This window comes from Variovorax sp. GW821-FHT06D12, from assembly GCF_059419205.1.
The window spans coordinates 196,565-217,904 of record NZ_JBWKRI010000007.1 but is presented as its reverse complement, the minus strand read 5'-3'; the positions used below and the strand labels follow the sequence as shown (position 1 = coordinate 217,904).

The window sequence follows — 21,340 nt, the reverse complement described above, 5'->3', positions numbered from 1 at the left end:
TTCTCGAAAAGGGGCTCAGGCGGCCGTGCGCACCAGGGCGGCGTGCCAGTCGGCGGGCAGCGCGTCGGGCGCCAGCGGGTCGCGCGGCAGCACGCGGTGCAGCAGCACCAGCTGGGCCCAGCGCAGGCGCGCGGCGGAGCCGCCGGCCGAGGCCTCCCAGGCCATCGCGGCGGCGCTGGTGCAGTGGTACAGGGCCGAGGCGGCCTGGCGCGCGAGCACGTCGCCGCCTTCGCGCGCGGCGGTCTCGGCCAGGGCGCAGGCGCGCGCCATGGTGTCGCGCAGCGCGGCGGCAAAGGCCGGTGTGAGCGTGGTGGCGTCGCTGATGAGCTTCTCGACGTGCGCGCGCAGCACGGGCAGCGAGCCTTCGCGCTTCACGGCGCGGATCACGTCCAGCGCCACGATGTTGCTGGTGCCTTCCCAGATCGAGCCCAGGTGCGCGTCGCGCACGAGGCGCGGATCGCTCCACTCCTCGATGTAGCCGCAGCCGCCGCGCACTTCCATCGCGTCGCCCGTGACCTGGCGCGCATCGCGGCAGGCGCGGAACTTGATGAGCGGCGTGAGGATGCGCAGCAGCGCGTAGGCATCGGGCTCGCCGGCGTCGGAGCGCGCCAGCGCCTGCGCGGTCTGGCAGACCATGGTGCGGGCCTGCTCGGACGGCACGCGCAGCTTGTCGAGCTGGCGCTGCATCAGCGGCATCTGCTCGAGCGCGCGGCCGAAGGCGCGGCGCTCGGAGGCGATGTACTCGGCCTCGGCCACCGCGCGGCGCATCAGGCCGGCGGAACGCACGCCGTTGGACAGGCGCGAGTTGTTGACCATGTCGGCCATCTGCTGGAAGCCGCGGCCTTCCTCGCCCACGAGGTAGGCCACCGCGCCTTCGAGGCGGATCTCGCCGCTGGCCATCGAGCGCGTGCCCAGCTTGTCCTTCAGGCGGATGATGCGGTAGTGGTTGAGGCTGCCGTCGTCGAGTTCGCGCGGCAGCAGGAACAGCGACACGCCCTTCATGCCCGCGGGCGCGTCGTCGGCGCGCGCCAGCACCATCGCAAAGCCGGCGTCGGGGTTGGAGCAGAACCACTTGTCGCCGGCCAGGCGCCAGCTGCCGTCGGCCTGGCGCTGCGCGGTGGTGGCGGTGGCGGCGATGTCGGAGCCGGCGGCCTGCTCGGTCATGAACATCGCGCCCTGCGCGAGCTCGTCGAAGTCCAGCGAGGTCAGGCGCGGCAGGTACTTGGCGACCAGCTCGGGCGCGCCGAACTTCTTCAGCGTGCGCGTGAGCGAGTCGGTCATCGAGACCGGGCAGCACAGGCCGAACTCGGCCTGCACGAAGAGGTAGGTCAGCACGTACTTGACCAGCGGCGGCATCTTGCCGCTCCAGCCCAGCGTCTCGTCGCGGTGCGAGATGGCGGCCAGGCCGAACTCGCTGAGCGCCAGGCGCTCCATCTCGACGTAGGCCGGGTGCTTGATGACCTTCTGCTCGTCGATGCCGGTGCGCGTGCGCTGCTTCAGCGTGGGCGGGTTGCGGTCGGCGGTGCCGGCCAGGTCGTCCAGCAGGCCGCCCGCCAGGCCGCCCAGGCGCTCGAAGTGCGGGCGCATGTGCGTGCGCAGGGCCTCGGGCAGGTACAGCGCGAGCAGCGTGTGCAGCTCGGTGTCGGTGGTGAAGAGGTTCTGGCCGTGGCGATCGGGGATCGGGTGCGCGGCGGCTGTGGCAGCGGAAGCAGCGGGTGTGGGCATGCGGGCGTCTCCTGGTTCGCCGCATTGTTGAGTTGGCAATGATCCGTGTCTAATATTGATTTGGTCTTGTACGATTTGATCTAACTATTCATGGAACTGCGGCACCTGCGCTACTTCTCCGTGCTCGCCGAAGAGCTGCACTTCGGGCGCGCCGCGCGGCGGCTGGCCATTTCGCAGCCGCCGCTGTCGGTGGCGATCCGCCAGCTCGAAGACTCGGTGGGCGCGCGCCTGTTCGAGCGCAACAGCAAGGAAGTGCGGCTCACGCCCGCGGGCGAGGCGCTGCGCGTGTCGGCGCGGCGCGTGCTGTTGCAGGCCGAGGAGGCCGCGCTGGAGGCGCGCGACGTGGCCACCGGCTCGGCGGGCCGGCTGCGCATCGGCTTCGTGGGCGCCATGCTCTACCGCGGCCTGCCGCCCGCGCTGCGCGCGTTCCAGGCGCGGCATCCGGCGGTGCGCATCACGCTGAGCGAACTCAACTCCGGCGTGCAGATTGCCGAGCTGCTGCACGACCGGCTCGACCTGGGCTTTGTCCACACCAGCCGCATGCCGGCCGAGCTGCAGCACCGGCTGCTGCTGTCGGAGCCCTTCGTGGCCTGCCTGCCCGCGGGCCATGCGCTGGCGCGCAAGCGCGTGCTGGCGCCGGCCGACCTGCGCGATCAGCCCTTCGTGCTGTTCTCGCGCGAAGCCTCACCCGATTACCACGAGCGCATCCTGTCGATCTGCGCCGAGGCGGGCTTCCTGCCCGAGGTGCGCCACGAGGTGCGGCACTGGCTGGCCGTGGTGTCGCTGGTGTCGCAGGGCATGGGCGTGGCGCTGGTGCCGCAGGCGATGCGGCACTCGGCGCTGCGCGGGGCGGTGTTCCGCCCGCTCGACCGCGCGGTGGCGCAGTCGGAGGCTCACGGCGTGTGGCGCGCCGGGCCGGTCAATGTGCTGGTCGAGCGGCTGCTCGAAGGCGTGGCGCAGAGCCTGGCCGCGAACGCCGCTCAGTGATCACGCGTAGAGCGGCTCTTCGGCCATCTGCTCGCACTGGTCTTCCAGCACGAGGATCTGGCCTTTCCAGTAGTCGCTGGAGCCGAACCACGGGAAGTTGATCGGGAAGATCGGGTCTTCCCAGCGCCTTGCCAGCCAGGCGCTGTAGTGGATGAGCCGCAAGGTGCGCAGCGGCTCGATGAGTGCCAGCTCGCGGCGGTCGAATTCGCGGAACTGCTCGTAGCCGTCGAGCAGGCCCGACAGCTGCGCCGTGCGCTGCGCGCGGTCGCCCGACAGCAGCATCCACAGGTCTTGCACCGCGAAGCCCGTGCGCGCGTCGTCCAGGTCGACGAAGTGCGGGCCGCCGCCGGGGCGGTCGGTGGGCGTCCACAGGATGTTGCCGGGGTGCACGTCGCCGTGCAGGCGCAGCTTGCGGGGCTTGAAGTCGGAGGCCGGCGGCTGCAGCGCCAGGGCGGTCGCGCGGACCATGTCCAGCGCCTCGTTGCAGATTTTTTCCCAGTCGCGCTGCATGTCGAGCGGGATCTTGTCGTTCTCCAGCAGCCAGTCGCGCGAATCGAGGCCGAAGGTCTGCAGGTCGAGCGCGGGGCGGGCCTCGAAGGGCTTGGCGCTGCCCACCGTGTGGATGCGCGCCAGGAAGCGGCCCACCCATTCGAGCACCTCGAAGTTGTCCAGCTCGGGCGCGCGCCCGCCACGGTAGGGGCTCACGCTGAAGGCAAAGCCCGCGTGGTGGTGCAGCGTCTTGCCGTCGAAGGCCAGCGGCGGCACGGCCGGCACCTCGCCGGCGGCCAGTTCGAGCGAAAAGGCGTGCTCTTCGAGGATCTCGGCCTCGCTCCAGCGGCCGGGGCGGTAGAACTTGAGCACCACCGCGGGATGGGGATTCGGGTCTTCCAGGTAGACCTGGTAGACCCGGTTTTCATAGGAGTTCAGGCCGGTGAGGCGGCCGTCGCCGTGCAGGCCGAGTGTCGCGAGCGCGTCGAGCACCACGTCGGGCGTGAGGCTCTCGTAAGGATGGGTGTTCGCGGGCGCGACAGAAGAAGGGGTCATGCGGCGATTGTCGCCACATGGGCCCCGCGCGGGTCAGCGAGCGCCCGCTTGTTTGTAAAGCGAAAGGATATGGCCGGTGCGCGGGTCGCCCTTGCCCGCCAGCACCTGCGCGTAGGCGGCCTGCACCGCTTCGCCGCCATGGTGGTGCTCGGTGTGCAGCCAGGGGTTGCTGGCGTCGGTCACCGTGGCCAGGAAGCGGTGCCACGCGGCCACCATGCGCCGGCCGAACTCGTCGGCGCCCCATTCGGTGGTGCGCTTCTTGATCTGCGCCGGCGCGAAGAACAGCGTGGCGCGCGGGCCGGTCAGGCTCTTGCCCGCGCCCTTGGCGGCGAGCTGCTCCACGTGCGTGCCGCCGATCGAGCTGCTGTACTTGAGGTTGGTGAAGCGCTCGTGGATCGCAGTGCGCAGCTCGCCGTTGCCGGCGAAGTCGATGTACACGCACGGGGTGTCGGCCGCGATGGTGTCCAGCGCGTCGTAGGTCACCACGCGGTCGTAGCAGCCCAGGCTCTGGCAGAAGGCCACGTTGGCGGGCGAGGTGAGCCCGACCACCTCGATGCCGTCGCGCTGGTGCAGTTGGAAGGCCGTGCCGTAGGCCGTCTTGCTCGAGGCGCTCGACAGCAGCATGGTGGTGGCGCCGAAGAAGTCGTTGTCGGCCATGAAGTCGTCGATGAGCCACGAGGTGATGAACAGCGGGCGTAGCAGCGCCTGCAGGTCTTCGGTGTCGGTGGTGTACAGCGGGTCGGCGTTGCAGCGGAAGTACTGGTTGTAGACCGCGGGCAGCTCGGCGCGGTGCGCCGCCGCGTCGGTGAAGCGCGAGGGCGAGAGCCGGTCGGGGCTGAGCACCGCGCTCGTGGACATCGGCCAGTAGCCGTAGATCCGTTCGCCCACGGCCACGCCCGGGTGCTGCGACTGCACCACGCTGGCAAAGCCCCACACCGGGATGCTGCCCCAGCCTTCTTCCTCGGAGGGAAAGAACTGCCAGTAGCTCATCGCATCGCCGAAGGCGGCGTAGGTGATGTTGTTGGAGGTGAGCGCAAAGCTGTCGATGCGCACGCGCACCTGGCCGTCGGCCAGCGGCCGGTCGGTGGTGTCGGTGTGCAGGCGCGTGGTGGCCAGCTGGTCTTTGCGGATCAGGAGGTGGGTGGTGCTCATGGGGTCGATCTCCACGGGTGTGTGTTGAAGACGGGGGGCGGGACGGGCGAGACGTGCGGCCACATTAGCCAAGCTTGGTGAAAGGCGCTATCTCGGCGTGCGTTTCGGCGTCACCCGTGAGACAGACATGAAAAAAGCGCCCGGGCTTGGGGCCGGGGCGCTTTTTTTTGTGAAACCGTCAGAGCGGAATCAGACGATGGTCAGTTCCACGTCGATGTTGCCGCGCGTTGCGTTCGAGTAGGGGCAGACCTGGTGGGCGGTGTCGACCAGCAGCTTCTTCTGTGCGTCGTCGAGGCCGGGCAGCGAGATCGCCAGTTGCACCGAGATGCCGTAGGCCGCGCCGCCGTTCGTCGGGCCGAGGGAGACCTTCGAGTCGATGGCGACTTCTTCCGGCACCTTGACGCTGATCTTCGGGCCGACGGCCTTCATGGCGCCGATGAAGCAGGCGGCGTAGCCGACCGCGAACAGCTGCTCGGGGTTGGTGCCGGGCTTGCCCGAGCCTGGCGAGCTCAGCTTGACGTCGATGGCGCCGTCGCTGGACTTGCCGGCGCCGTCACGGCCGCCGACGGTGTGGGCTTCTGCGGTGTAGAGAACTTTGTCGAGCTTGGTGGTCATGGTGATTTCCTTTGGTCAGGGGAGTGGTGATGAAAGGGCTTCTTCTCACGAAGCCGGGGAGAACTCTGGATGGGTTGTGTGTCAGGCGGCTTTGCGGATGCGGTCGCGCAGGGTTTGTATTTGCTGCGTGAGGGCGATCAGCTCGGGGACGGAGCATTCGGCGGCGGCCATGAGGCATTCGGGGACGTTGGCGGCACGGGACTTGAGCTTGCGGCCTGCGGTGGTGAGCGTGATGTGGACGCGACGCTCGTCTGCTACGTCGCGGACTCGGGATACGTAGCCGTTGGCTTCGAGGCGCTTGAGGAGCGGGGTGAGGGTGCCGGAATCTAGCGAGAGACGCTCGCCGAGGGCGGAGACGGTGGGGCCGTCTTGCTCCCAGAGGGCGAGCATCACGAGGTATTGGGGGTAGGTGAGCTGGAGCTTTTCTAGCAACGGCTTGTAGAGACGGGTCATTGCCAAGGAGGCGGAGTAGACGGCGAAGCAGAGCTGGTTGTCTAGCTTGAGCAGGTCGTCTGTGTTGGGTTTCGTTGGCATGGGTTGAATTGTAGTTCGCAATTGAATTGTGTGCAATGTAGTTGTTTTGGGTGACTTGGGATGGTGGTCGTTTTGCTTCCCGAGGCCGGGACTCGCCCCGGCGGGCGACTCACTTTCTTTTGCTTCGCCAAAAGAAAGTAAGCAAAGAAAAGGCGACCCCACTGTCTGCGACCCTGCGCTTCGCTACGGGCAACCTGCGGTGCTCACGTTTCGCGGGGTCTCGCAGAACTCGCTTCGCTCAAACAGCTGCGAGCCCTGATCCGCGAAACGCTCCGCTCCTCGGCGCAGCCAGAGGGGCTTTGATACCGGGCGGGCCGTCGCTTCGCTCGGCCTGGGAACTACCAACAGCCGAAGCCTGCGTTTGTGCTCGTGGTGGTGGTGGTGGTGGTGGTCGCAGGCACATCCGCATCTGTATGAACGCACACGCATGCGCTCATGCAAGGACCAACGCCATGACCAATCCTCGCCGCAGCAGGCGCGAAGCGCCTGCTGCGGCCCACTGGCCGAGCGAAGCGATGGCCCGCTGGTATCCAAAGCCCTTCTGGCTGCGCCGAGGAGCGCAGCGTTTCGCGGATCAGGGCTCGCCCTTGTTTGAGCGAAGCGAGTTTGGGCGAGACCCCGCGAAACGTGAGCACCGCAGGTTGCCCGCAGCGAAGCGGAGGGACGCAGACAGCAGGGTCGCCTTTCTTTTGCCTACGTTTCTTTGGCGAAGCAAAGAAAAGTAGGTCGCCCGCCGGGGCGAGACCCGGCCTCGGGAAGCAAACCAGACAACGCCCTAAACATCACCCCCGAAACCTCTTCCGAGTCAACGCCAAAGCAATCCAGAAAGCCACAACCGCATACACAACCAAAACACCCGCATGCACCCACCACCCCTCAGGCCACCGATCCATAAACAGCGGTCGCACCAAAGCAACAGCATTCGTCAACGGCAACCAAGCCGCAACAGAACGCACAACAGAAGGCAACTGCTCCAGCGGAAAAAACACCCCACTCAAAAACATCATCGGCGTCATGAACAGCGTGAAGTAATAGGTAAAAAAGTCATACCCCTTAGCCAACGCATTGAAGATCAACGCCACAGAAGAAAACGTGATCCCACACCCAATCAACACCATCCAGGCCACGATCAACTTCGGGCTGTGACTGATCCCCAACCCCAACATCACAAACAAGATCGCAGTCACAGTAAAAATCGACTTGAACGCCGCCCACAGCATCTCCGCGAGCACGATGTCATCCAGCCCCACCGGCGCATTCATGATCCCGTCCCAAGTCTTCTGCACATGCATCCGAGAAAACGCCGAATACAGCGCCTCGAAGCTCGCCGCATTCATCGCACTCATGCAGATCGACCCACTCGCCAGGAACAGGATGTACGGCACCTGCGTGCCATCCACCGTCACCTGCCCGACGAGAGCGCCCATCCCGTAGCCAAACGCCACCAGCCAGATCAGCGGCTCCGCGATGTTCCCGATCAGGCTCGGCAGCGCCAGCTTGCGCCACACCAGCAGGTTGCGCAAAAACACCGGCCACCATCGCATCGACAGCTCGGGCGCGCGCCACACGGAGGGCGAAGGCGGCACAGGTGTCTCGGGAGAAACGGCAGAAGAAGCTGTGGTTGTGTTCATAGAAAGAAGGCCTAGCCATCTTGGCGAATCTGCCGACCGGTGAGCTTGAGGAAAAGATCTTCCAGATTGGCCGGCCGATGGAAAGTGCGCAGCCCGCCGTGCTGCGTGAGCGCATCGAGCAGACGCCGCGCGTCCTGCGTGTAAAAGAACACCGTCTCCCCGCTCACCTCCACGCGCGCAGCCAGCGCCTGCAGCTCGGCCGATCCGGCCAGCGACAGCGCCCCATTGCCATACACCTCGACCACATCAGGCTCCAGGTGCTCGGCGATCAGGTCGCGCGGCCGGCCCTCGGCGATCTTGCGGCCGTGGTCGAGCACCAGCAGCCGCGAGCACAGGCGCTCGGCCTCGTCCATGAAGTGCGTGGTCAGCAGGATCGACTTGCCCTGCTGCAACAGCACCTGCAACCGTTCCCACATCAGGTGCCGCGCCTGCGGGTCGAGCCCGGTGGTGGGCTCGTCGAGCAGCAACAACTTGGGGTCGTTCACCAGCGCGCGCGCCAGCGACAGGCGCCGGCGCATGCCGCCCGACAGCTCGCCGGGCTTGGCGTCGGCCTTGTGCGAGAGCGCGGCGAACTCCAGCAGCTGGGGCACGCGTGCACGCACATGCGCCTTGCTGAAGCCGAAGTAGCGGCCGTACACCACGAGGTTCTCGGCGCAGCTGAAGTCGGGATCGAGGGTGTCGAACTGCGACACCACGCCCAACTGCGCCTTGATGGCCAGCGCGTCGCGCGGCATCTGCAGGCCCAGCGCCTCGATGCTGCCGCCGTCGGGCGCGGTGAGGCCCAGGCACATGCGGATGGTGGTGGTCTTGCCCGCGCCGTTCGGCCCGATCACGCCCAGGCACTCGCCGGGCGCGATCTCGAACGAGAGATCGTCGACGACCGTGGTCTCGCCGTAGCGCTTGCGCAGCCCACGGACCTGGAACAACGGGGAAGAAGACGAAGAAGAAGGCGAGGAGGGGGTGGTGTGGGATGGCACGCGGCCATTCTGACGCAGCCGGCCGATTGGCGCAGCAGCTACATGCGCAGCCCGCTGAACTCGCTTTTCATCCACTCGATGAAGGCCCGCGTGCGCGCCGGCAGCAGCCGCGCATTCGGGTAGATCACGCTCACGGGCCGGGGCGCGGGCTCGTAGTCTTCGAGCACGAGCTGCAGCCGGCCCTGCGCCACATGCGGCAGCACCTGGTAAGAGAAGAAGGTGCCGAAGCCCATGCCCGCGGCGCAGGCCTCGATGGCGGGCGCGAGGTGGTTGAACTCCAGGCGGTTGTCGGGCGTCACGTGCACGGTCTTGCCGCCGTCGCGGAACGCCCATTGGGCCGGCGCATCGATGCGCCCGCGCACACAGGGCGCACCCGCCAGGTCGCGCGGATGGCGCGGCACGCCGTGCTGCGCGAGGAAGGCGGGGCTGGCCACCACCACACGGCGGATGGTGCCCAGGGTCTGCGCCACCAGCGACGAGTCTTCGAGCGGGCTGATGCGGATGCCGACATCGATGCCCTCCTCGAGCAGGTTCACCGTGCGGTCGTGCAGCCGCACGCTGCAGCGCACCTTCTCGTGGCGCTGCATGAAGCGCACGATGGCGGGCGCCACGTACATGTGGCCGAACAGCACCGGCGCGGTGATGACCAGCTGCCCGGCGGGCTCGCGCGCCTCGGCCTTCAGCGCCTGGTCGGCGGCGTCGGCCGCGAGCAGCACTTCGCGCGCGCTCGGCAGGTAGTGGCGGCCTTCCTCGGTGAGCGAGAGGCGCCGCGTCGTGCGGTGAAAAAGGCGCACGCCCAGGTGCGCCTCGAGCGCGGCGAGCGCGCGCACCACGGCGGGCAGCGAACTGCCGAGCGCCTCGGCGGCGCGGGTCAGGCTGCCCTGGTCGGCAATCTGCACGAAGGTCTGCATGGCTTTGAAGCGATCCATGGCGCGATTAAACCGGAAAACGCAGCAGTCAAATCCGGAAAAGGCTATTCATTCATTTGGTGGAAGAGAGAAGAATCGAGGCCATACCCACCCGAAGGACTCTTCATGACCGAGAACAGCACCAACACCCGCCAGCCCGCCCAGCCCATCCAGCTCTTCGGCAGCGCCATCTCGGGCCACGTGCACCGCGTGCGCTTCTTCCTCTCGGTGCTGGGCCTGCCCTTCGAGATCGTCGAGCTCAACCTGCGCCAGCGTGAGCACCGCACGCCGGAGTTCCTGGCGCGCAACCCCTTCGGCCAGGTGCCGGTGATCGAGGACGGCGAGGTCACGCTGGCCGACTCCAACGCCATCCTCGTGTACCTCAACGAACGCTACGCCCCCGACCCGGCGCGCTGGATGCCGCGCGACCCGGTGGGCGCGGCGCGCGTGCAGCGCTGGTTCTCGGTGGCAGCCGGCCCGCTGGCCTACGGCCCGGCGGCGGCGCGCATCATGGTGCTGTTCGGCGTGGACGCCGACCGCACCGAGACCGTCAAGCGTTCGCACGCGCTGCTCGCGGTGATGGAAACCTGCCTGTCCGAGCAGCCCTTCCTCGCGGGCCCGTCGGCCACGCTGGCCGACATCGCGAACTACGCCTACGTGGCGCATGCACCCGAGGGCAGCGTGTCGCTCGATGCCTACCCGCAGCTGCGCGCCTGGCTGGCGCGCGTGGAAGCCTTGCCCGGGTTCGTGCCGATGGTGCGTTCGCCGGTCGGCCTGGCGGTGGCGTCATGATCGCCGCGCCCTTCCACGCCGGCGAGCGCGCGCTGCAGTCGCTCGTGGGCTCGCGCGAGCAGATGGAGGCGGTGGGCCCGCGCGTGATCCGCGACTACATGCCCGACCAGCACCGCGAGTTCTTCGCACTGCTGCCGTTCCTCGTGGTCGGCAGCCTCGACGCCGACCTGCAGCCGTGGGCCAGCATGCTCGCCGCGCCCGCCGGCTTTGCGCACTCGCCCGACGCGACGCACCTGCGCATCGATGCACTGCCGGGCGCCGGCGATCCGCTCGTCGGCCAGCTCGCGCCCGGTGCCATGCTGGGGCTGCTGGGCATCCAGCCGCACACGCGGCGGCGCAACCGCATGAACGGCACGGTCGAGGCGCTCGACGCGACGGGCTTCATGGTCGAGGTGCAGCAAAGCTTCGGCAACTGTCCGCGCTACATCCAGGCGCGCGAGCCGGTGTTCGCCGCACCGCCGGTCAACGAGCCGGCCGTGCAGTGGCTCGACACGCTCGACCTCGCGGCCGAACGGCTCATCGGTGCGTCCGACACGCTGTTCATCGCCACGGCGTATCCCGACGCGGTGGCGGTGGGCGACGCGGCCGATGCACGCTCGCACGGCGTCGACGTGTCGCACCGCGGCGGACGGCCGGGCTTCGTGCGCGTCGATGCGGGCGGCGTGCTCACGGTGCCCGACTTCAACGGCAACCGCTTCTTCAACACGCTCGGCAACCTGCAGGCGCATCCGCGCGCGGGCCTGCTGTTCGTCGATTTCGACACAGGTGAGTTGTTGCACCTGAGTGCCACGGCAGAGATCGTCACGGACGGCCCCGAGGTGGCGGCGTTCGAGGGCGCGGAGCGGCTCATGCGCTTTCACGTCACGCGCGCACTGCGCCGCCCGGCCGCGCTGCCGCTGCGCTGGGGCGAGGCCGCGTTGTCGCCGCACCTGGCGGGCACGGGGCGCTGGGCTGCGCACTGACTCAGTCGAAGACGGGAATGCGTCCGTTGACTGACGGGCGATAGTGCCAACTGAGCGCATCGAGATCGGGTGCGCTTCGCTGGCTCAGCAGCGCTTCGAGGCCCGCCGCAGCCAGCGTGCAGGCCAGCGCCTGTCCCGGGCACGCATGCAGGCCATGGCCGAAGCCAAGCACGCGGCGCCGCGCGCGCACGGGCATGAAGCGGTCGGGCTCGGGGTTGAATGCCGGATCGCGGTGCGCCGAGGCCAGCAGCACCAGCACCGCATCGCCCGCCGCCAGCGAGGTGCCGGCGATCTCGAGGGGCTCGATCGCGAAGCGGCGCGTGTTCTGCACCGACGGATCGTGGCGCGACGTCTCCTCGACGATGGCGAGCAGCCCGTCGCGCGTGCGCGCCAGCGGGCGCAGCGCGGGCTCGCGCACCAGTGCGATCAGGCTGTTGCCCAGCAGGCCCGCCGTCGCGTCGCAGGTCTGCGAGAGCAGGCCCACGAGGTTCGCCAGCAGCGCGCGCGAGAGCGGCGCGCTCGCCGTGCTTTCGGCCAGCACCGCCGCCAGCAGCGTGCCGTCGCGCGGCGAGGCGTTCGCGCTCAGGGCTTCGAAGCGGTTCATCAGCGCGCCGGCCGCCACGCTCGCCGCCTGCAGCTGGTCGGCGTTCGACAGCGGCGAGAGGCAGGCGACGAAGTCGCGCATCCAGCGGTCCACCTGCGGCAAGGTCGCACCGTCGAAGCCGAGCAGGTGCGCCATCGCCCGCACGGGCAGCGAAAACAACGCCTCGGACAGCAGCGCCTGCGCAGGCAGCTGCCGCGCCACGTCGAGCGCGGCGGCGTGCGCCGCCTGCAGGTCGAGCCCGGCCAGCGCGCGCTGCAAGGCCGGCCGGTGCGCCTGGTGCGCGGGGCCGTCATTCATGCGCACGAGGTGGCCGAACACCTCGCCCGCCGGGCTGCCCACGATCGCGCGCGGCACGGGCTCGGCGGCGGGGCGCACGCGCAGCGGGCCGTGCGCCTGCAGCACCTGCATGACGACATCGGCACGGCTTGCGACCCACACGCGCAAGCCGGCGTGCCACGCGAGCGGCGGGCCGTCGCGCAGCGTGGCGTAGTACGGGTACGGGTCGGCATGCGTGGCGGCGGCGACCGGGTCGGCGGGGTGGTGGGTGAGGGTGGCGGTGTTCATGGCGCGCAGTGTGCGTTCGCGGCCGCCGGCACACTTCGGTCGCGAACGAAGTGTGGGATGCGGCATCGCCTTAGGATGCCCGCATGGACGACACCACCGCTTCCGACTTCCAGCTCGCCCGCCTCGCCGGCGCCATCGCCGAGCCGGCGCGTGCCCGCATGCTGAACTGCCTGATGGACGGCCACGCCCGCACCGCCACCGAGCTCGCCACGGTGGCCGAGGTGGCCGCCTCGACCGCGAGCGCGCACCTCGCGCGCCTGAAGGAGGAGCGGCTGGTCGAGGTGCTCGTGCAAGGCAAGCACCGCTACTTCCGCCTGGCCAGCGACGACGTGGCTGCCGCGCTCGAAAGCCTCATGGTGGTGGCCGGCGCGCCGCGCCCTGCGGCCACCGCCTTCCAGCCCAACACGCCGAGCCGCCTGCGCAGCGCGCGCACCTGCTATGACCACATGGCCGGCACCGCGGGCGTCGCGCTGCACGACCGGCTGCATGCGCAGGGCTGGCTCAGCGGCCTTGCGAGCGGCTCGTACGAACTCACGCCCGACGGCGCGATCGCGCTGGAGAGCCTGGGCGTCGAGGTCGACGCCGTGCGCCGCTCGCGCCGCCGCTTCGCCTGCGCCTGCCTCGACTGGAGCGAACGCCGCCCGCACCTGGGCGGCGCGCTCGGGGCCGCGTGGCTGCAGCTGTCGCTGCGGCGCGGCTGGGTGCGGCAGGAACTCGACGGGCGCGCGCTCACGCTCACGCCGAAGGCGCAGCGCGAGATGCCGGAGTTATTTGCCTGAGGGCGAAGGCGCTCAGGCCTTGAGTTTGAGCAGATAGATCAGCGGGCCCGCCATGGCGGTGTCGAGTTCGAGAAAGCTCTCGAAGTCTTTCCCCGCCATCCAGTACGGGTCCCAGTTGTTGCGCTTGATGGTCTTCTGCCAGAGGTCGTGCGTGGTGGCGCGTTGCACCGCCTCGAGCAGCTGGCCGCGGCGGTAGGGCGGCACCTTCTTGCCGGTCATCACGCCGCGCCAGTTGGCCAGGTCGGCGTCCACGCCCTGCTGGCGCACCGAGGCGATCCCCTGGAACGGGTGCTTGGACGACACGCCGATGGCGCGCAGCTTGCCGTTGGCGATGTTCTCGGCGAACTCGCTGTAGCCCGAGATGCCGACCGCCGCCTTGCCCGTTTCGAGCGCCTCGACCACCTGCGCGCCGCCCGGGTGCGGCTGGTAGTTCAGCGACGCCGAGGCGCCGGCCACGCGCGCCAGCATGCCGGCGAACATGTGGTCCACGCCGCCGGCCGAGCCGCCCGCGATGACCGTGTTGGCGGCATCGGCGCGCAGCTGGGCGACGAGGTCCTTGGGGGTCTTGATGGGCGAGTCGGCCTTGACGGCGACCACCTCGTAGTCGCTGGTCAGGCGCGCCACGGGCGACACATGCGCCAGCGTGACGGCGGGCTTTTGCAGCGCCACCGCGCCGACCATCACCATGCCGCTGACCAGCAGCGCCTCGGGGTCGGCGTCGTACTTCTCGACGTACTTGGCCAGCCCGATGGTGCCGCCCTTGCCGCCGATGTTCTCGTAGGTGACGGTGCCCACGGCGCCCGAGGCCAGCAGGGCGGCGCCGAGGGCGCGGCCGGTCTGGTCCCAGCCGCCGCCTTCGTTGGCGGGAATGACGATGCGCAGCTTGCTGCTCAGTGGCGCGTCGGCCGCGCGGGCGTTGCCGGCCCACAGCGCGGCCTGGCCCGCACCGGCGGCAGCGGCCGAGGCTGCCAGCCAGGTGCCGAAGCGGCGGCGGGACAGGGGAAGGGCGGCGGCAGCAGGCGGCGAAGACGGGCGCATCGTGTTTCCAGTTGTGTACGTGACAGCCAATGATGTCCGCGAAACAAGGCAAACACGCCCTCGCCCGCACAGGGAGAAACCCTGAGGGGCGCGGAGGGGGAAAAGGCGTCGGAGCCTACTGGAAAGCCACTTCCGCGAAGCTTCGCAGCTTGCGGCTGTGCAGCCGGGTGGTGCCTTCCTGGCGCAGGATCTCGATGGCGCGCATGCCGATGCGCAGGTGCTGTTCCACGCGCTCGCGGTAGAAGTGGTTGGCCATGCCGGGCAGCTTGATCTCGCCGTGCAGCGGCTTGTCGCTCACGCACAGCAGCGTGCCGTAGGGCACCCGGAAGCGGAAGCCGTTGGCCGCGATGGTCGCGCTTTCCATGTCCAGCGCCACGGCGCGGCTCTGGCTGAAGCGGCGCTGCGGCTGGTTGCCGGGCAACAGCTCCCAGTTGCGGTTGTCGGTGCTGGCCACGGTGCCGGTGCGCATGATCGTCTTCAGGTCGGGGCCCTCGCACTTCGTGACGTCGGCCACCGCCTGCTCGAGCGCCAGCTGGATCTCCGACAGCGCCGGGATCGGCACCCACAGCGGCAGCTCTTCGTCGAGCACGTGGTCCTCGCGCACGTAGGCGTGGGCCAGCACGTAGTCACCCAGCTGCTGCGTGTTGCGAAGGCCCGCGCAGTGGCCCAGCATCATCCAGGCGTGCGGGCGCAGCACGGCGATGTGGTCGGTGATGGTCTTGGCGTTGGCCGGGCCGACGCCGATGTTGGTCATGGTGATGCCGCTGTAGTCCTCGCGCACCAGGTGGTAGGCCGGCATCTGCGGCAGGCGCGGCGGCGCGGTGCCCTGGCTGCCGTCCAGCAGGTGGGCGAAGGTGTCGCTGTGGCCCGCGGCCAGCCCGCGCCGGCGCGTGATCACGTTGCCGGGCTCGATGAAGGCGATGTACTCGCTGTTCTCGTCGGCCATGGCCTCGTGGCCCAGGCGCACGAACTCGTCGATGTAGAACTGGTAGTTGGTGAACAGCACGAAGTTCTGGAACCACTCGGGCGCCGTGCCCGTGTAGTGGCGCAGGCGGTGCAGCGAGTAGTCGACACGCGCCGCCGTGAACAGCGACAGCGGCTGCGGCTCGCCGGGCAGCGCCTCGAAGGTGCCGTTGGCGATGCCGTCGTCCATGGCGCCCAGGTCGGGCAGGTCGAACACGTCGCGCATGAGGGCGCGGCGCTCGGCGCTCATCGTGCCTTCGATGTGGTCGTTCTCGGCGAACGAGAAGTGGATCGGAATGGGCTGCGTGCTGGTGCCCACCTCGATCTCGACCTGGTGGTTTTCCAGCAGCAGGCGGAACTGGTCCAGGTAGTAGCGCGAGAACAGGTCGGGCCGCGTCAGCGTGGTCTCGTAGCGGCCGGGGCCGGCCACGAAGCCGTAGCTCAGGCCGGCGTTGGCCGGCGGCGTGTGGCGCGAGACGGTGTGCGTGTGCACCCGCACGAACGGGTAGCAGGCCCGCACCCGGCCCGGCAGCGCCTCGCCGGCGACGAAGCGCAGCATCGATTCGCGCAGGTGGGCCAGGCCGCCCTGGTAGATGGCTTTGACCTGGTCGAGCGCCTCGGCGGCGTCGGTGAAGCGGGCGGGAGCAACGAAGGTGGGCATGTAGGGCATGCCGTCATTGTGCAATGCGCCCGTGTCGATGGGGAGGCCGGAAACAGGGTGAGCAGGCCTCAGTCCAGCAGGCAGGCCAGCACCTTGGCCAGCATGTCGTCCACGTCCGTGGCCTGCACCGCGCCGGGCAGGGCGACGTCGCCGTGCATCACGAACACCGGCTTGCCCCATTTCAGCCCCATCGCCATCTCCGACAGCGTGCCCATGTTGCCGCCGATGGCGACCAGGCACACGCCGCTGCGCGCGATGATGCCGTTGCGCATCTCGCCCATGCCGGTGGGAATGGCCACGCTGAGCCATTCGTTGGCATGGCGGTCGTCGTCCTCGGGCAGGATGCCCACGGCGATGCCGCCGGCTTCCACCGCGCCGCGCGAGGCCGCGGCCATCACGCCGCCGCGCCCGCCGCAGACCACCGCCATGCCCGCGCCGGCCAGCGCATGCGCCACCGCGTAGGCGGCCTCGCATTCGGCCGGGCCGCCGTCGCCCGGGCCGAGCATCGCCACCGGCTGGCGGTGGCGCTGCGGCCCCCACTGCCGTTGCGCCAGGCGCGTCAGCGCCTCAGTGACCGGTGCCGACAGCACCGCGCTCGCGCCTTCGTGTAAAGACATCGCCCACTCCCATCACGACCACACACACCACCATCAGCACCAGCGACAGGGCCGCCGCCACCGCGAAATCGGACCCGCCGTCGCCCACCTGCGCGAGCAGCATCAGCGGCAGGATGTTCAGCTGCGTGCCCACCAGCGCCAGCGCCGTGCCGTAGGTGCCCATGGCAATCGCGGCCACCATGCAGGCGTTCGACAGCACCGAGGGCAGCACCTCGGGCAGCACCGTGTCCCGGAAGGCGCGCGCCTTCGAGGCGCCCAGCGTGCGCGCCGCCTGCGCCGGGCGCAGGTCGAGGTTGGCGAACACCGGGTACAGCGACAGCGCCACGCGCGGGATCAGGTAGTAGGCATACGCCAGCCCCAGGCCCGACACGCTGTAGATCCAACTGCCGATCACGGCCGGGTCGGCGCCCAGCCCCGCGAGCAGCTGCGTCACGAAGCCCGCGCGCCCGAACGCGAGGATGAAGCCGTAGGCGATCACCAGCCCCGAGAACGCGAGCGGCAGGCCCAGCAGGGTCATCATCCATTGGCGACGGCCCTCGGGCTGGCGCGCCAGTTCGATGGCGATGCAGGTGCCCACCAGCGCCGAGATCGCGCCCGCCGCCAGGCCCAGGCCCAGCGTGTTGCGCAGCGCGCCCAGGAACAGCGGGTTGCCGAACAGCCGCCCGAAGGCACTGCCGCCCTCGCCGAAGGCCTCGGGCAGCAGCGCCGCCAGCGGCACCGCGAAGAACAGCGCCATGAAGGCCCAGGCGGGCCAGGCGCCAAAGCGTCGCATCACGGCCTCTTACTTGCCCAGCGCGGCCTGCGCCCAGAGCTTGTCGACCTCGGCCTTGCGCTCCGAGGCCTTCACCACGTCGAGCGGCTTGATTTGCGGCGCGGCCGGCATCTTGGCCGCGACGTCGGCCGAGAGCGGCGTGCCCGGCACGGCAGGGCGCACGAAGCCCTGCGCGAACAGCGACTGGCCGGCCTCGCTCATGATGAAGTTGAGCCACAGCTTGCCGGCGTTCGGGTTCGGGCCGTTCTTCACGAGGCTGATGGCGTACGGCGCGGCCACGCTGGCTTCCTTCGGGATCACGACCTCGACCGCGTCGCCCATGCCGTCGACATGCTTGGCCTTGAGGCCGTCGTTCTCGTAGCTGATCCACACCGGGATCTCGCCCTTCAAAAACTTGGCATACGGCGTGGTGCCTTCCACGCGCAGCACATTGCCGGCCGCATGCAGCTTGCCCAGGTAGTCGGTGCCGGGCTGCACGTTGTCGACGCTGCCGCCGTTGGCGTAGGCCGCGGCGAAGGTCAGCACCTGGCCGATGCCGGTGGAGCGCGGGTCGAGGTAGACCACCGTGCTCTTGAACTCGGGCTTGAGCAGGTCGGCCCAGCCGGTGGGCACGTGCTTCACCAGCTTCTTGTTCACGAGGAACGCGATGTTGAGCGTGTGGATGGTGAACCAGCGGCCCTCGGCCTCGCGGAACACGGCCGGCAGCTTGTCGAAGTTGACGGGCTTGAAGGGCGCGACCACGTCCTTCTTCGCGGCATCGACGGCGGAGGCCGCGAAGTAGTAGGCGGTGTCGGCTTGCGGGCGGCGCTTGGTTTTTTCGAGCGCGACCACGGTGGCCGCCGAGCCGATGTCGTTGTAGGTCAGCTCGATCTCCGGGTAGCGCTTCTTGAAGTCGCGGAACAGCGACTTCCAGTTGGCCCACTCGGGGCCGGTGTCGAAGGAGACGCACAGGCCTTCCTTCTGCGCTTCGGCGTACAGCGCCTTCTCGCCCGCGTAGAGCTCGGGGCCGTCGAAGGCGAAAGCGGTGCGCGCGAGCGACAGCACGGGCAATGCGCCGGCGGCCTGGATCAGATGTCTGCGTTGCATGGGGGCTCCTTGAGAGGAAAGGTCAGTGGTCGAGCAGGCGAAGGTGTTCGGGGGCGATGGCGATCGCTTCGCCCGCCGGCGCGGCCGACTCGGCGAGGAAGGGCTTGCCCGCGCCCGCCACGTCGAAGTCGTAGCGCGTGAGCGCGCCCAGGTAGCGCTGCGCGCCGGTGCGGCCGGCCAGGCGGTTCACGCTGTCGGGCGTCGGGTCGGGGCGGATGTGTTCGGGCCGCACCAGCACGTGCACCGGCGTGCCGAAGGGGCGGTTGCCGGTCTCGGCGAAGAGTTCGGCAAAGCCCATGTCGAGCCGGCCCGGCGACGCCACCTTGGCGGGCAGGATCGTCGAGAGCCCGACGAACTCGGCCACCGCGCGGCTCGCGGGGTGCTCGTAGATCTCGCGCGGCGTGGCGATCTGCAGCAGGCGGCCGTCTTTCAGCATCGCCACGCGGTCGGCCATCACCAGCGCTTCTTCCTGGTCGTGCGTGACCAGCAGCGTGGTCGCGTTGAAGCGCTGCTGGATCGACCGGATCTGGTCGCGCAGGTGGCCGCGCACGCTGGCGTCGAGCGCCGACAGCGGCTCGTCGAGCAGCAGCGCACGCGGATCGATGGCGAGTGCGCGGGCCAGGGCCACGCGCTGCTGCTGGCCGCCCGAGAGCTGCGCCACGGCGCGCTGCGCGTGGTCGCCCAGCCCGACGATGTCGAGCAGCTCCTGCGCGCGCTGGCGGCGCGGGGCCGTGTCCACCTTGCGCAGCTTGAGCCCGTAGGCCACGTTGTCGAGCACGCTCAGATGCGGAAAGAGCGCATAGCTCTGGAACACCATGCCGATGTGGCGCTGATGCACCGGCGTGCGCGACATGTCGTCGCCGCCGAGCACGATGCGGCCCGTGTGGCCGGTCTCCAGCCCTGCCACCAGCTTGAGCAGCGTCGACTTGCCCGAGCCGCTGGGCCCGATCACCGCGACGAGCTCGCCCGTGCGCACGTCGAGCGACACGTCGTGCAGGCCGTGCGCGCTGCCGGGGTAGTTGTAGCTGACGTTGTCCAGGAGGAGGCTCATAAGGATTACGCGCGCTGCTTCACGAGGGAGGAAGAAAGAAGGGCCGACGCGCTCGCCAGCACGAGAAGGATGACGGTCGCCGCGCAGGCAAAGCCCGTCGCGCCGTAGAAGGCCTGCAGCAGCACCACCGGGTAGGTGCGGTTCTGGAAGCTCGTGAGCAGGTTCGACAGCCCGAACTCGCCCACCGAGATGGCCGCCACCATCACCAGCCCGCTGATCAGGCTCTGGCGCAGGCTGGGCAGCACGATGCCGGTGAACTGCTGCCAGCCCGAGGCGCCGAGCGTGGCGGCCGCCTGCTCGAGCCGCCCGAGGTCCAGGTGGCGCAGGTCGGTGAGCAGCGTGTTCGTGAGGTAGGGCAGCGTGAGGATCGCGTGCGCGGCGATCAGCAGCGGCATCGAGCCCAGCCACGGTGCGAGGTCGGTGTTGAACACGATCATGTAGCCGAAGGCCAGCGTGATGGTCGGCACCGCGACCGGCGTGGCGCTCACGATGCGCGCCGCGATGCTGCTGCCGCGCCGCGCGCCGTGGTACAGCGCATAGGCCAGCGGCAGCGCCAGCACCGTGTTGATCGCGCAGGCCGCCATCGCCACCACGAGGCTGCTCACGAAGGCCTTGCGGAACGAGGTGTCCAGCCACAGGTCGACATACCACTGCCCGGTGACGCCCGTGGGCAGCAGCGTGTTGGTCCAGTTGCCGCCGAAGCTGCCGATCGCCAGCAGGGCGATGGGCAGCAGCAGGTACAGGCCGTAGACGAGCGAGATGCCGCGAATCAAGGGGGTGTCTCCGAAGGTCTTGCGCACCCGGCATACTTTCCGGATGCTCTACTTTTTGCCCACGGCGGATTGCCGCGTTCTAGCGAATTCTAGGAAGCAGATGCACACTTATGGGTGAAAGTTGGATGACGACACTTGAGCAATCGGCAAGTGTTTTTCACACGACTTTCATCAACCGGAGCCAGGCATGAAACGCGACTGCCCCACCATCCAGGAACTGCTGGCCTTCGACGCCGTGGCGCGCCAGCAGAGCATCACGCTCGCGGCCGGTGCGCTGTGCATCACCGTGAGCGCCGTCAGCAAGCAGATCGCGGGGCTCGAGGCTTTCCTCGGCCGCGAGCTGCTGCAGAAGAACGGCCGCGGCGTGCAGCTCACGCCGCAGGGGCGCGTGTACTGGCAGAAGATCTCGGGCGGCTTGCGCGCCATCGAGACCGCGACCTTCGAGGCGCGCTCGGGCGATGCCGGCGCCGGCCTGCTCACGCTGGCCAGCGTGCCCACCTTCCTCACCAAATGGCTCATTCCGCGCCTGCCGGCCTTCAGCCAGAAAAGCCGCCACGTGATGCTGAGCTTCAGCCGCCACCTGGAGCCCAGCGACGGCATCCCGGCCGGCGTCGATGCCGCCATCCGCTACGGCCCCGACGGCTGGCCCGGCGTGGTCTCCGAATACATCGCGGGGCGCGAGTTCGTGCTGATCGTGGCGCGCGCGCTGGTCGAGGGGCGGCATCGCATCGTGCAGCCCGTCGACATCGTCGGCCACACCTTGCTGCACCACGAGGGCGCGCCCACCGCCTGGCGCCAGTGGGCCGCGCAGCACGGCGTGCCCGAGGTGCAGACCGTGGCCGGCCCGCGCTTCGCGCAGTACTCGGCGCTGATCCAGGCGGCGCTCAACGGGCTGGGCATCGGCCTCGTGCCCAAGCTGCTGGTGCAGGAAGAGCTGGCCGAAGGCGCGCTGCTGAACCCCTGCGGCACGCCGGTGCGCGTGGACCAGGGCCACTACCTGTGCTACCGGCCCGACCGCCTCGACCTGCCGGCCTTCGCGGCGTTTCGCGAATGGATCATGGACGAAGGGCAGAAGTCGCGCGGCGTGGAGACCGAGGCATGAAAC

The 21,340-nt window shown here is 69.3% G+C and carries 21 protein-coding genes; 5 read left to right on the top strand and 16 right to left on the bottom strand.

All coding sequences use genetic code 11. The features are described from left to right. Positions 1-15: 15 nt before the first annotated feature. On the bottom strand, positions 16-1,725 hold the full coding sequence (locus AC07SQ_RS22255; protein WP_495272839.1) for an acyl-CoA dehydrogenase family protein: 1,710 nt from the start codon (positions 1,723-1,725) through the stop codon (positions 16-18). Between the two features lie 90 nt (positions 1,726-1,815). Here AC07SQ_RS22255 and AC07SQ_RS22250 point away from each other — a divergent pair, with 90 nt between their 5' ends. After that, on the top strand, positions 1,816-2,712 hold the full coding sequence (locus AC07SQ_RS22250; protein ID WP_495272838.1) for a LysR family transcriptional regulator: 897 nt from the start codon (positions 1,816-1,818) through the stop codon (positions 2,710-2,712). Here AC07SQ_RS22250 and AC07SQ_RS22245 read toward each other — a convergent pair whose 3' ends face one another. The 7 genes from AC07SQ_RS22245 to AC07SQ_RS22215 form a co-directional block, all read right to left on the bottom strand. Continuing rightward, positions 2,713-3,756 carry a serine/threonine protein kinase gene (locus AC07SQ_RS22245; RefSeq protein WP_070063054.1) on the bottom strand — a complete coding sequence of 348 codons (1,044 nt, stop codon included), beginning with the start codon at positions 3,754-3,756 and terminating at the stop codon, positions 2,713-2,715. 33 nt (positions 3,757-3,789) lie between these two features. Further along, positions 3,790-4,908: a DUF2855 family protein gene (locus tag AC07SQ_RS22240; RefSeq protein ID WP_495272837.1), complete on the bottom strand. Its 1,119-nt coding sequence runs from the start codon at positions 4,906-4,908 to the stop codon at positions 3,790-3,792. 189 nt (positions 4,909-5,097) lie between these two features. Beyond that, the gene (locus AC07SQ_RS22235; protein ID WP_062481095.1) at positions 5,098-5,523 is read right to left on the bottom strand and encodes an organic hydroperoxide resistance protein; all 426 of its coding nucleotides are present in this window, start codon (positions 5,521-5,523) and stop codon (positions 5,098-5,100) included. Positions 5,524-5,604: 81 nt separating this feature from the next. Continuing rightward, the gene (locus tag AC07SQ_RS22230) at positions 5,605-6,057 is read right to left on the bottom strand and encodes a MarR family winged helix-turn-helix transcriptional regulator (RefSeq protein ID WP_062481097.1); all 453 of its coding nucleotides are present in this window, start codon (positions 6,055-6,057) and stop codon (positions 5,605-5,607) included. Between the two features lie 782 nt (positions 6,058-6,839). Further along, entirely contained in the window at positions 6,840-7,688 is an 849-nt protein-coding gene (locus AC07SQ_RS22225) for an ABC transporter permease (RefSeq protein WP_095747082.1), read from the bottom strand. An 11-nt stretch (positions 7,689-7,699) separates the two neighbouring features. Next, entirely contained in the window at positions 7,700-8,665 is a 966-nt protein-coding gene (locus AC07SQ_RS22220) for an ATP-binding cassette domain-containing protein (RefSeq protein ID WP_062481101.1), read from the bottom strand. 38 nt (positions 8,666-8,703) lie between these two features. Beyond that, entirely contained in the window at positions 8,704-9,594 is an 891-nt protein-coding gene (locus tag AC07SQ_RS22215) for a LysR family transcriptional regulator (RefSeq protein WP_495261500.1), read from the bottom strand. A 105-nt stretch (positions 9,595-9,699) separates the two neighbouring features. Here AC07SQ_RS22215 and AC07SQ_RS22210 point away from each other — a divergent pair, with 105 nt between their 5' ends. Further along, positions 9,700-10,365, top strand: coding sequence for a glutathione S-transferase family protein (locus AC07SQ_RS22210; RefSeq protein WP_095950277.1), 666 nt, complete (start codon positions 9,700-9,702; stop codon positions 10,363-10,365). Next, positions 10,362-11,327: a flavin-nucleotide-binding protein gene (locus tag AC07SQ_RS22205; RefSeq protein WP_495272836.1), complete on the top strand. Its 966-nt coding sequence runs from the start codon at positions 10,362-10,364 to the stop codon at positions 11,325-11,327. Before AC07SQ_RS22210 ends, AC07SQ_RS22205 begins: the two co-directional genes overlap by 4 nt. 1 nt (position 11,328) lies before the next feature. Here AC07SQ_RS22205 and AC07SQ_RS22200 read toward each other — a convergent pair whose 3' ends face one another. After that, the gene (locus tag AC07SQ_RS22200) at positions 11,329-12,495 is read right to left on the bottom strand and encodes a cytochrome P450 (RefSeq protein WP_095950275.1); all 1,167 of its coding nucleotides are present in this window, start codon (positions 12,493-12,495) and stop codon (positions 11,329-11,331) included. 83 nt (positions 12,496-12,578) lie between these two features. On the opposite strand from AC07SQ_RS22200, the gene AC07SQ_RS22195 reads away from it, so the two are divergent. Continuing rightward, positions 12,579-13,274: an ArsR/SmtB family transcription factor gene (locus AC07SQ_RS22195; protein ID WP_070061854.1), complete on the top strand. Its 696-nt coding sequence runs from the start codon at positions 12,579-12,581 to the stop codon at positions 13,272-13,274. A gap of 12 nt (positions 13,275-13,286) precedes the next feature. On the opposite strand, the gene AC07SQ_RS22190 is transcribed toward AC07SQ_RS22195, so the two are convergent. From AC07SQ_RS22190 to AC07SQ_RS22160, 7 genes are all read right to left on the bottom strand, one after another. Continuing rightward, positions 13,287-14,312: a Bug family tripartite tricarboxylate transporter substrate binding protein gene (locus tag AC07SQ_RS22190; RefSeq protein WP_167395071.1), complete on the bottom strand. Its 1,026-nt coding sequence runs from the start codon at positions 14,310-14,312 to the stop codon at positions 13,287-13,289. A gap of 115 nt (positions 14,313-14,427) precedes the next feature. Then, positions 14,428-15,945, bottom strand: a complete 1,518-nt coding sequence (locus AC07SQ_RS22185) for an AMP nucleosidase (RefSeq protein ID WP_062481401.1) — start codon at positions 15,943-15,945, stop codon at positions 14,428-14,430. A 59-nt stretch (positions 15,946-16,004) separates the two neighbouring features. Beyond that, the gene (locus tag AC07SQ_RS22180; RefSeq protein ID WP_062481403.1) at positions 16,005-16,553 is read right to left on the bottom strand and encodes a TIGR00725 family protein; all 549 of its coding nucleotides are present in this window, start codon (positions 16,551-16,553) and stop codon (positions 16,005-16,007) included. Further along, on the bottom strand, positions 16,504-17,325 hold the full coding sequence (locus AC07SQ_RS22175) for an ABC transporter permease (protein ID WP_495272835.1): 822 nt from the start codon (positions 17,323-17,325) through the stop codon (positions 16,504-16,506). Before AC07SQ_RS22175 ends, AC07SQ_RS22180 begins: the two co-directional genes overlap by 50 nt. A gap of 9 nt (positions 17,326-17,334) precedes the next feature. Continuing rightward, the gene (locus tag AC07SQ_RS22170) at positions 17,335-18,411 is read right to left on the bottom strand and encodes an extracellular solute-binding protein (protein WP_495272834.1); all 1,077 of its coding nucleotides are present in this window, start codon (positions 18,409-18,411) and stop codon (positions 17,335-17,337) included. Between the two features lie 22 nt (positions 18,412-18,433). Next, on the bottom strand, positions 18,434-19,462 hold the full coding sequence (locus AC07SQ_RS22165; protein ID WP_495272833.1) for an ABC transporter ATP-binding protein: 1,029 nt from the start codon (positions 19,460-19,462) through the stop codon (positions 18,434-18,436). A gap of 5 nt (positions 19,463-19,467) precedes the next feature. Further along, positions 19,468-20,235: an ABC transporter permease gene (locus AC07SQ_RS22160; RefSeq protein ID WP_070061918.1), complete on the bottom strand. Its 768-nt coding sequence runs from the start codon at positions 20,233-20,235 to the stop codon at positions 19,468-19,470. A gap of 187 nt (positions 20,236-20,422) precedes the next feature. On the opposite strand from AC07SQ_RS22160, the gene AC07SQ_RS22155 reads away from it, so the two are divergent. Continuing rightward, positions 20,423-21,337, top strand: a complete 915-nt coding sequence (locus tag AC07SQ_RS22155; protein WP_495272832.1) for a LysR substrate-binding domain-containing protein — start codon at positions 20,423-20,425, stop codon at positions 21,335-21,337. Positions 21,338-21,340: the final 3 nt, after the last annotated feature.

Bases quoted from the DNA above. Each gene is read 5' to 3' on its own strand.
- AC07SQ_RS22155 (WP_495272832.1), top strand. From the start codon at position 20,423: ATGAAACGCGACTGCCCCACCATCCAGGAACTGCTGGCCTTCGACGCC.
- AC07SQ_RS22240 (WP_495272837.1), bottom strand. From the start codon at position 4,908: ATGAGCACCACCCACCTCCTGATCCGCAAAGACCAGCTGGCCACCACG.
- AC07SQ_RS22205 (WP_495272836.1), top strand. From the start codon at position 10,362: ATGATCGCCGCGCCCTTCCACGCCGGCGAGCGCGCGCTGCAGTCGCTC.
- AC07SQ_RS22200 (WP_095950275.1), bottom strand. From the start codon at position 12,495: ATGAACACCGCCACCCTCACCCACCACCCCGCCGACCCGGTCGCCGCC.
- AC07SQ_RS22175 (WP_495272835.1), bottom strand. From the start codon at position 17,325: ATGCGACGCTTTGGCGCCTGGCCCGCCTGGGCCTTCATGGCGCTGTTC.
- AC07SQ_RS22165 (WP_495272833.1), bottom strand. From the start codon at position 19,462: ATGAGCCTCCTCCTGGACAACGTCAGCTACAACTACCCCGGCAGCGCG.
- AC07SQ_RS22170 (WP_495272834.1), bottom strand. From the start codon at position 18,411: ATGCAACGCAGACATCTGATCCAGGCCGCCGGCGCATTGCCCGTGCTG.
- AC07SQ_RS22250 (WP_495272838.1), top strand. From the start codon at position 1,816: ATGGAACTGCGGCACCTGCGCTACTTCTCCGTGCTCGCCGAAGAGCTG.
- AC07SQ_RS22180 (WP_062481403.1), bottom strand. From the start codon at position 16,553: ATGTCTTTACACGAAGGCGCGAGCGCGGTGCTGTCGGCACCGGTCACT.
- AC07SQ_RS22255 (WP_495272839.1), bottom strand. From the start codon at position 1,725: ATGCCCACACCCGCTGCTTCCGCTGCCACAGCCGCCGCGCACCCGATC.
- AC07SQ_RS22195 (WP_070061854.1), top strand. From the start codon at position 12,579: ATGGACGACACCACCGCTTCCGACTTCCAGCTCGCCCGCCTCGCCGGC.
- AC07SQ_RS22210 (WP_095950277.1), top strand. From the start codon at position 9,700: ATGACCGAGAACAGCACCAACACCCGCCAGCCCGCCCAGCCCATCCAG.
- AC07SQ_RS22215 (WP_495261500.1), bottom strand. From the start codon at position 9,594: ATGGATCGCTTCAAAGCCATGCAGACCTTCGTGCAGATTGCCGACCAG.
- AC07SQ_RS22235 (WP_062481095.1), bottom strand. From the start codon at position 5,523: ATGACCACCAAGCTCGACAAAGTTCTCTACACCGCAGAAGCCCACACC.
- AC07SQ_RS22245 (WP_070063054.1), bottom strand. From the start codon at position 3,756: ATGACCCCTTCTTCTGTCGCGCCCGCGAACACCCATCCTTACGAGAGC.
- AC07SQ_RS22225 (WP_095747082.1), bottom strand. From the start codon at position 7,688: ATGAACACAACCACAGCTTCTTCTGCCGTTTCTCCCGAGACACCTGTG.
- AC07SQ_RS22185 (WP_062481401.1), bottom strand. From the start codon at position 15,945: ATGCCCTACATGCCCACCTTCGTTGCTCCCGCCCGCTTCACCGACGCC.
- AC07SQ_RS22230 (WP_062481097.1), bottom strand. From the start codon at position 6,057: ATGCCAACGAAACCCAACACAGACGACCTGCTCAAGCTAGACAACCAG.
- AC07SQ_RS22190 (WP_167395071.1), bottom strand. From the start codon at position 14,312: ATGCGCCCGTCTTCGCCGCCTGCTGCCGCCGCCCTTCCCCTGTCCCGC.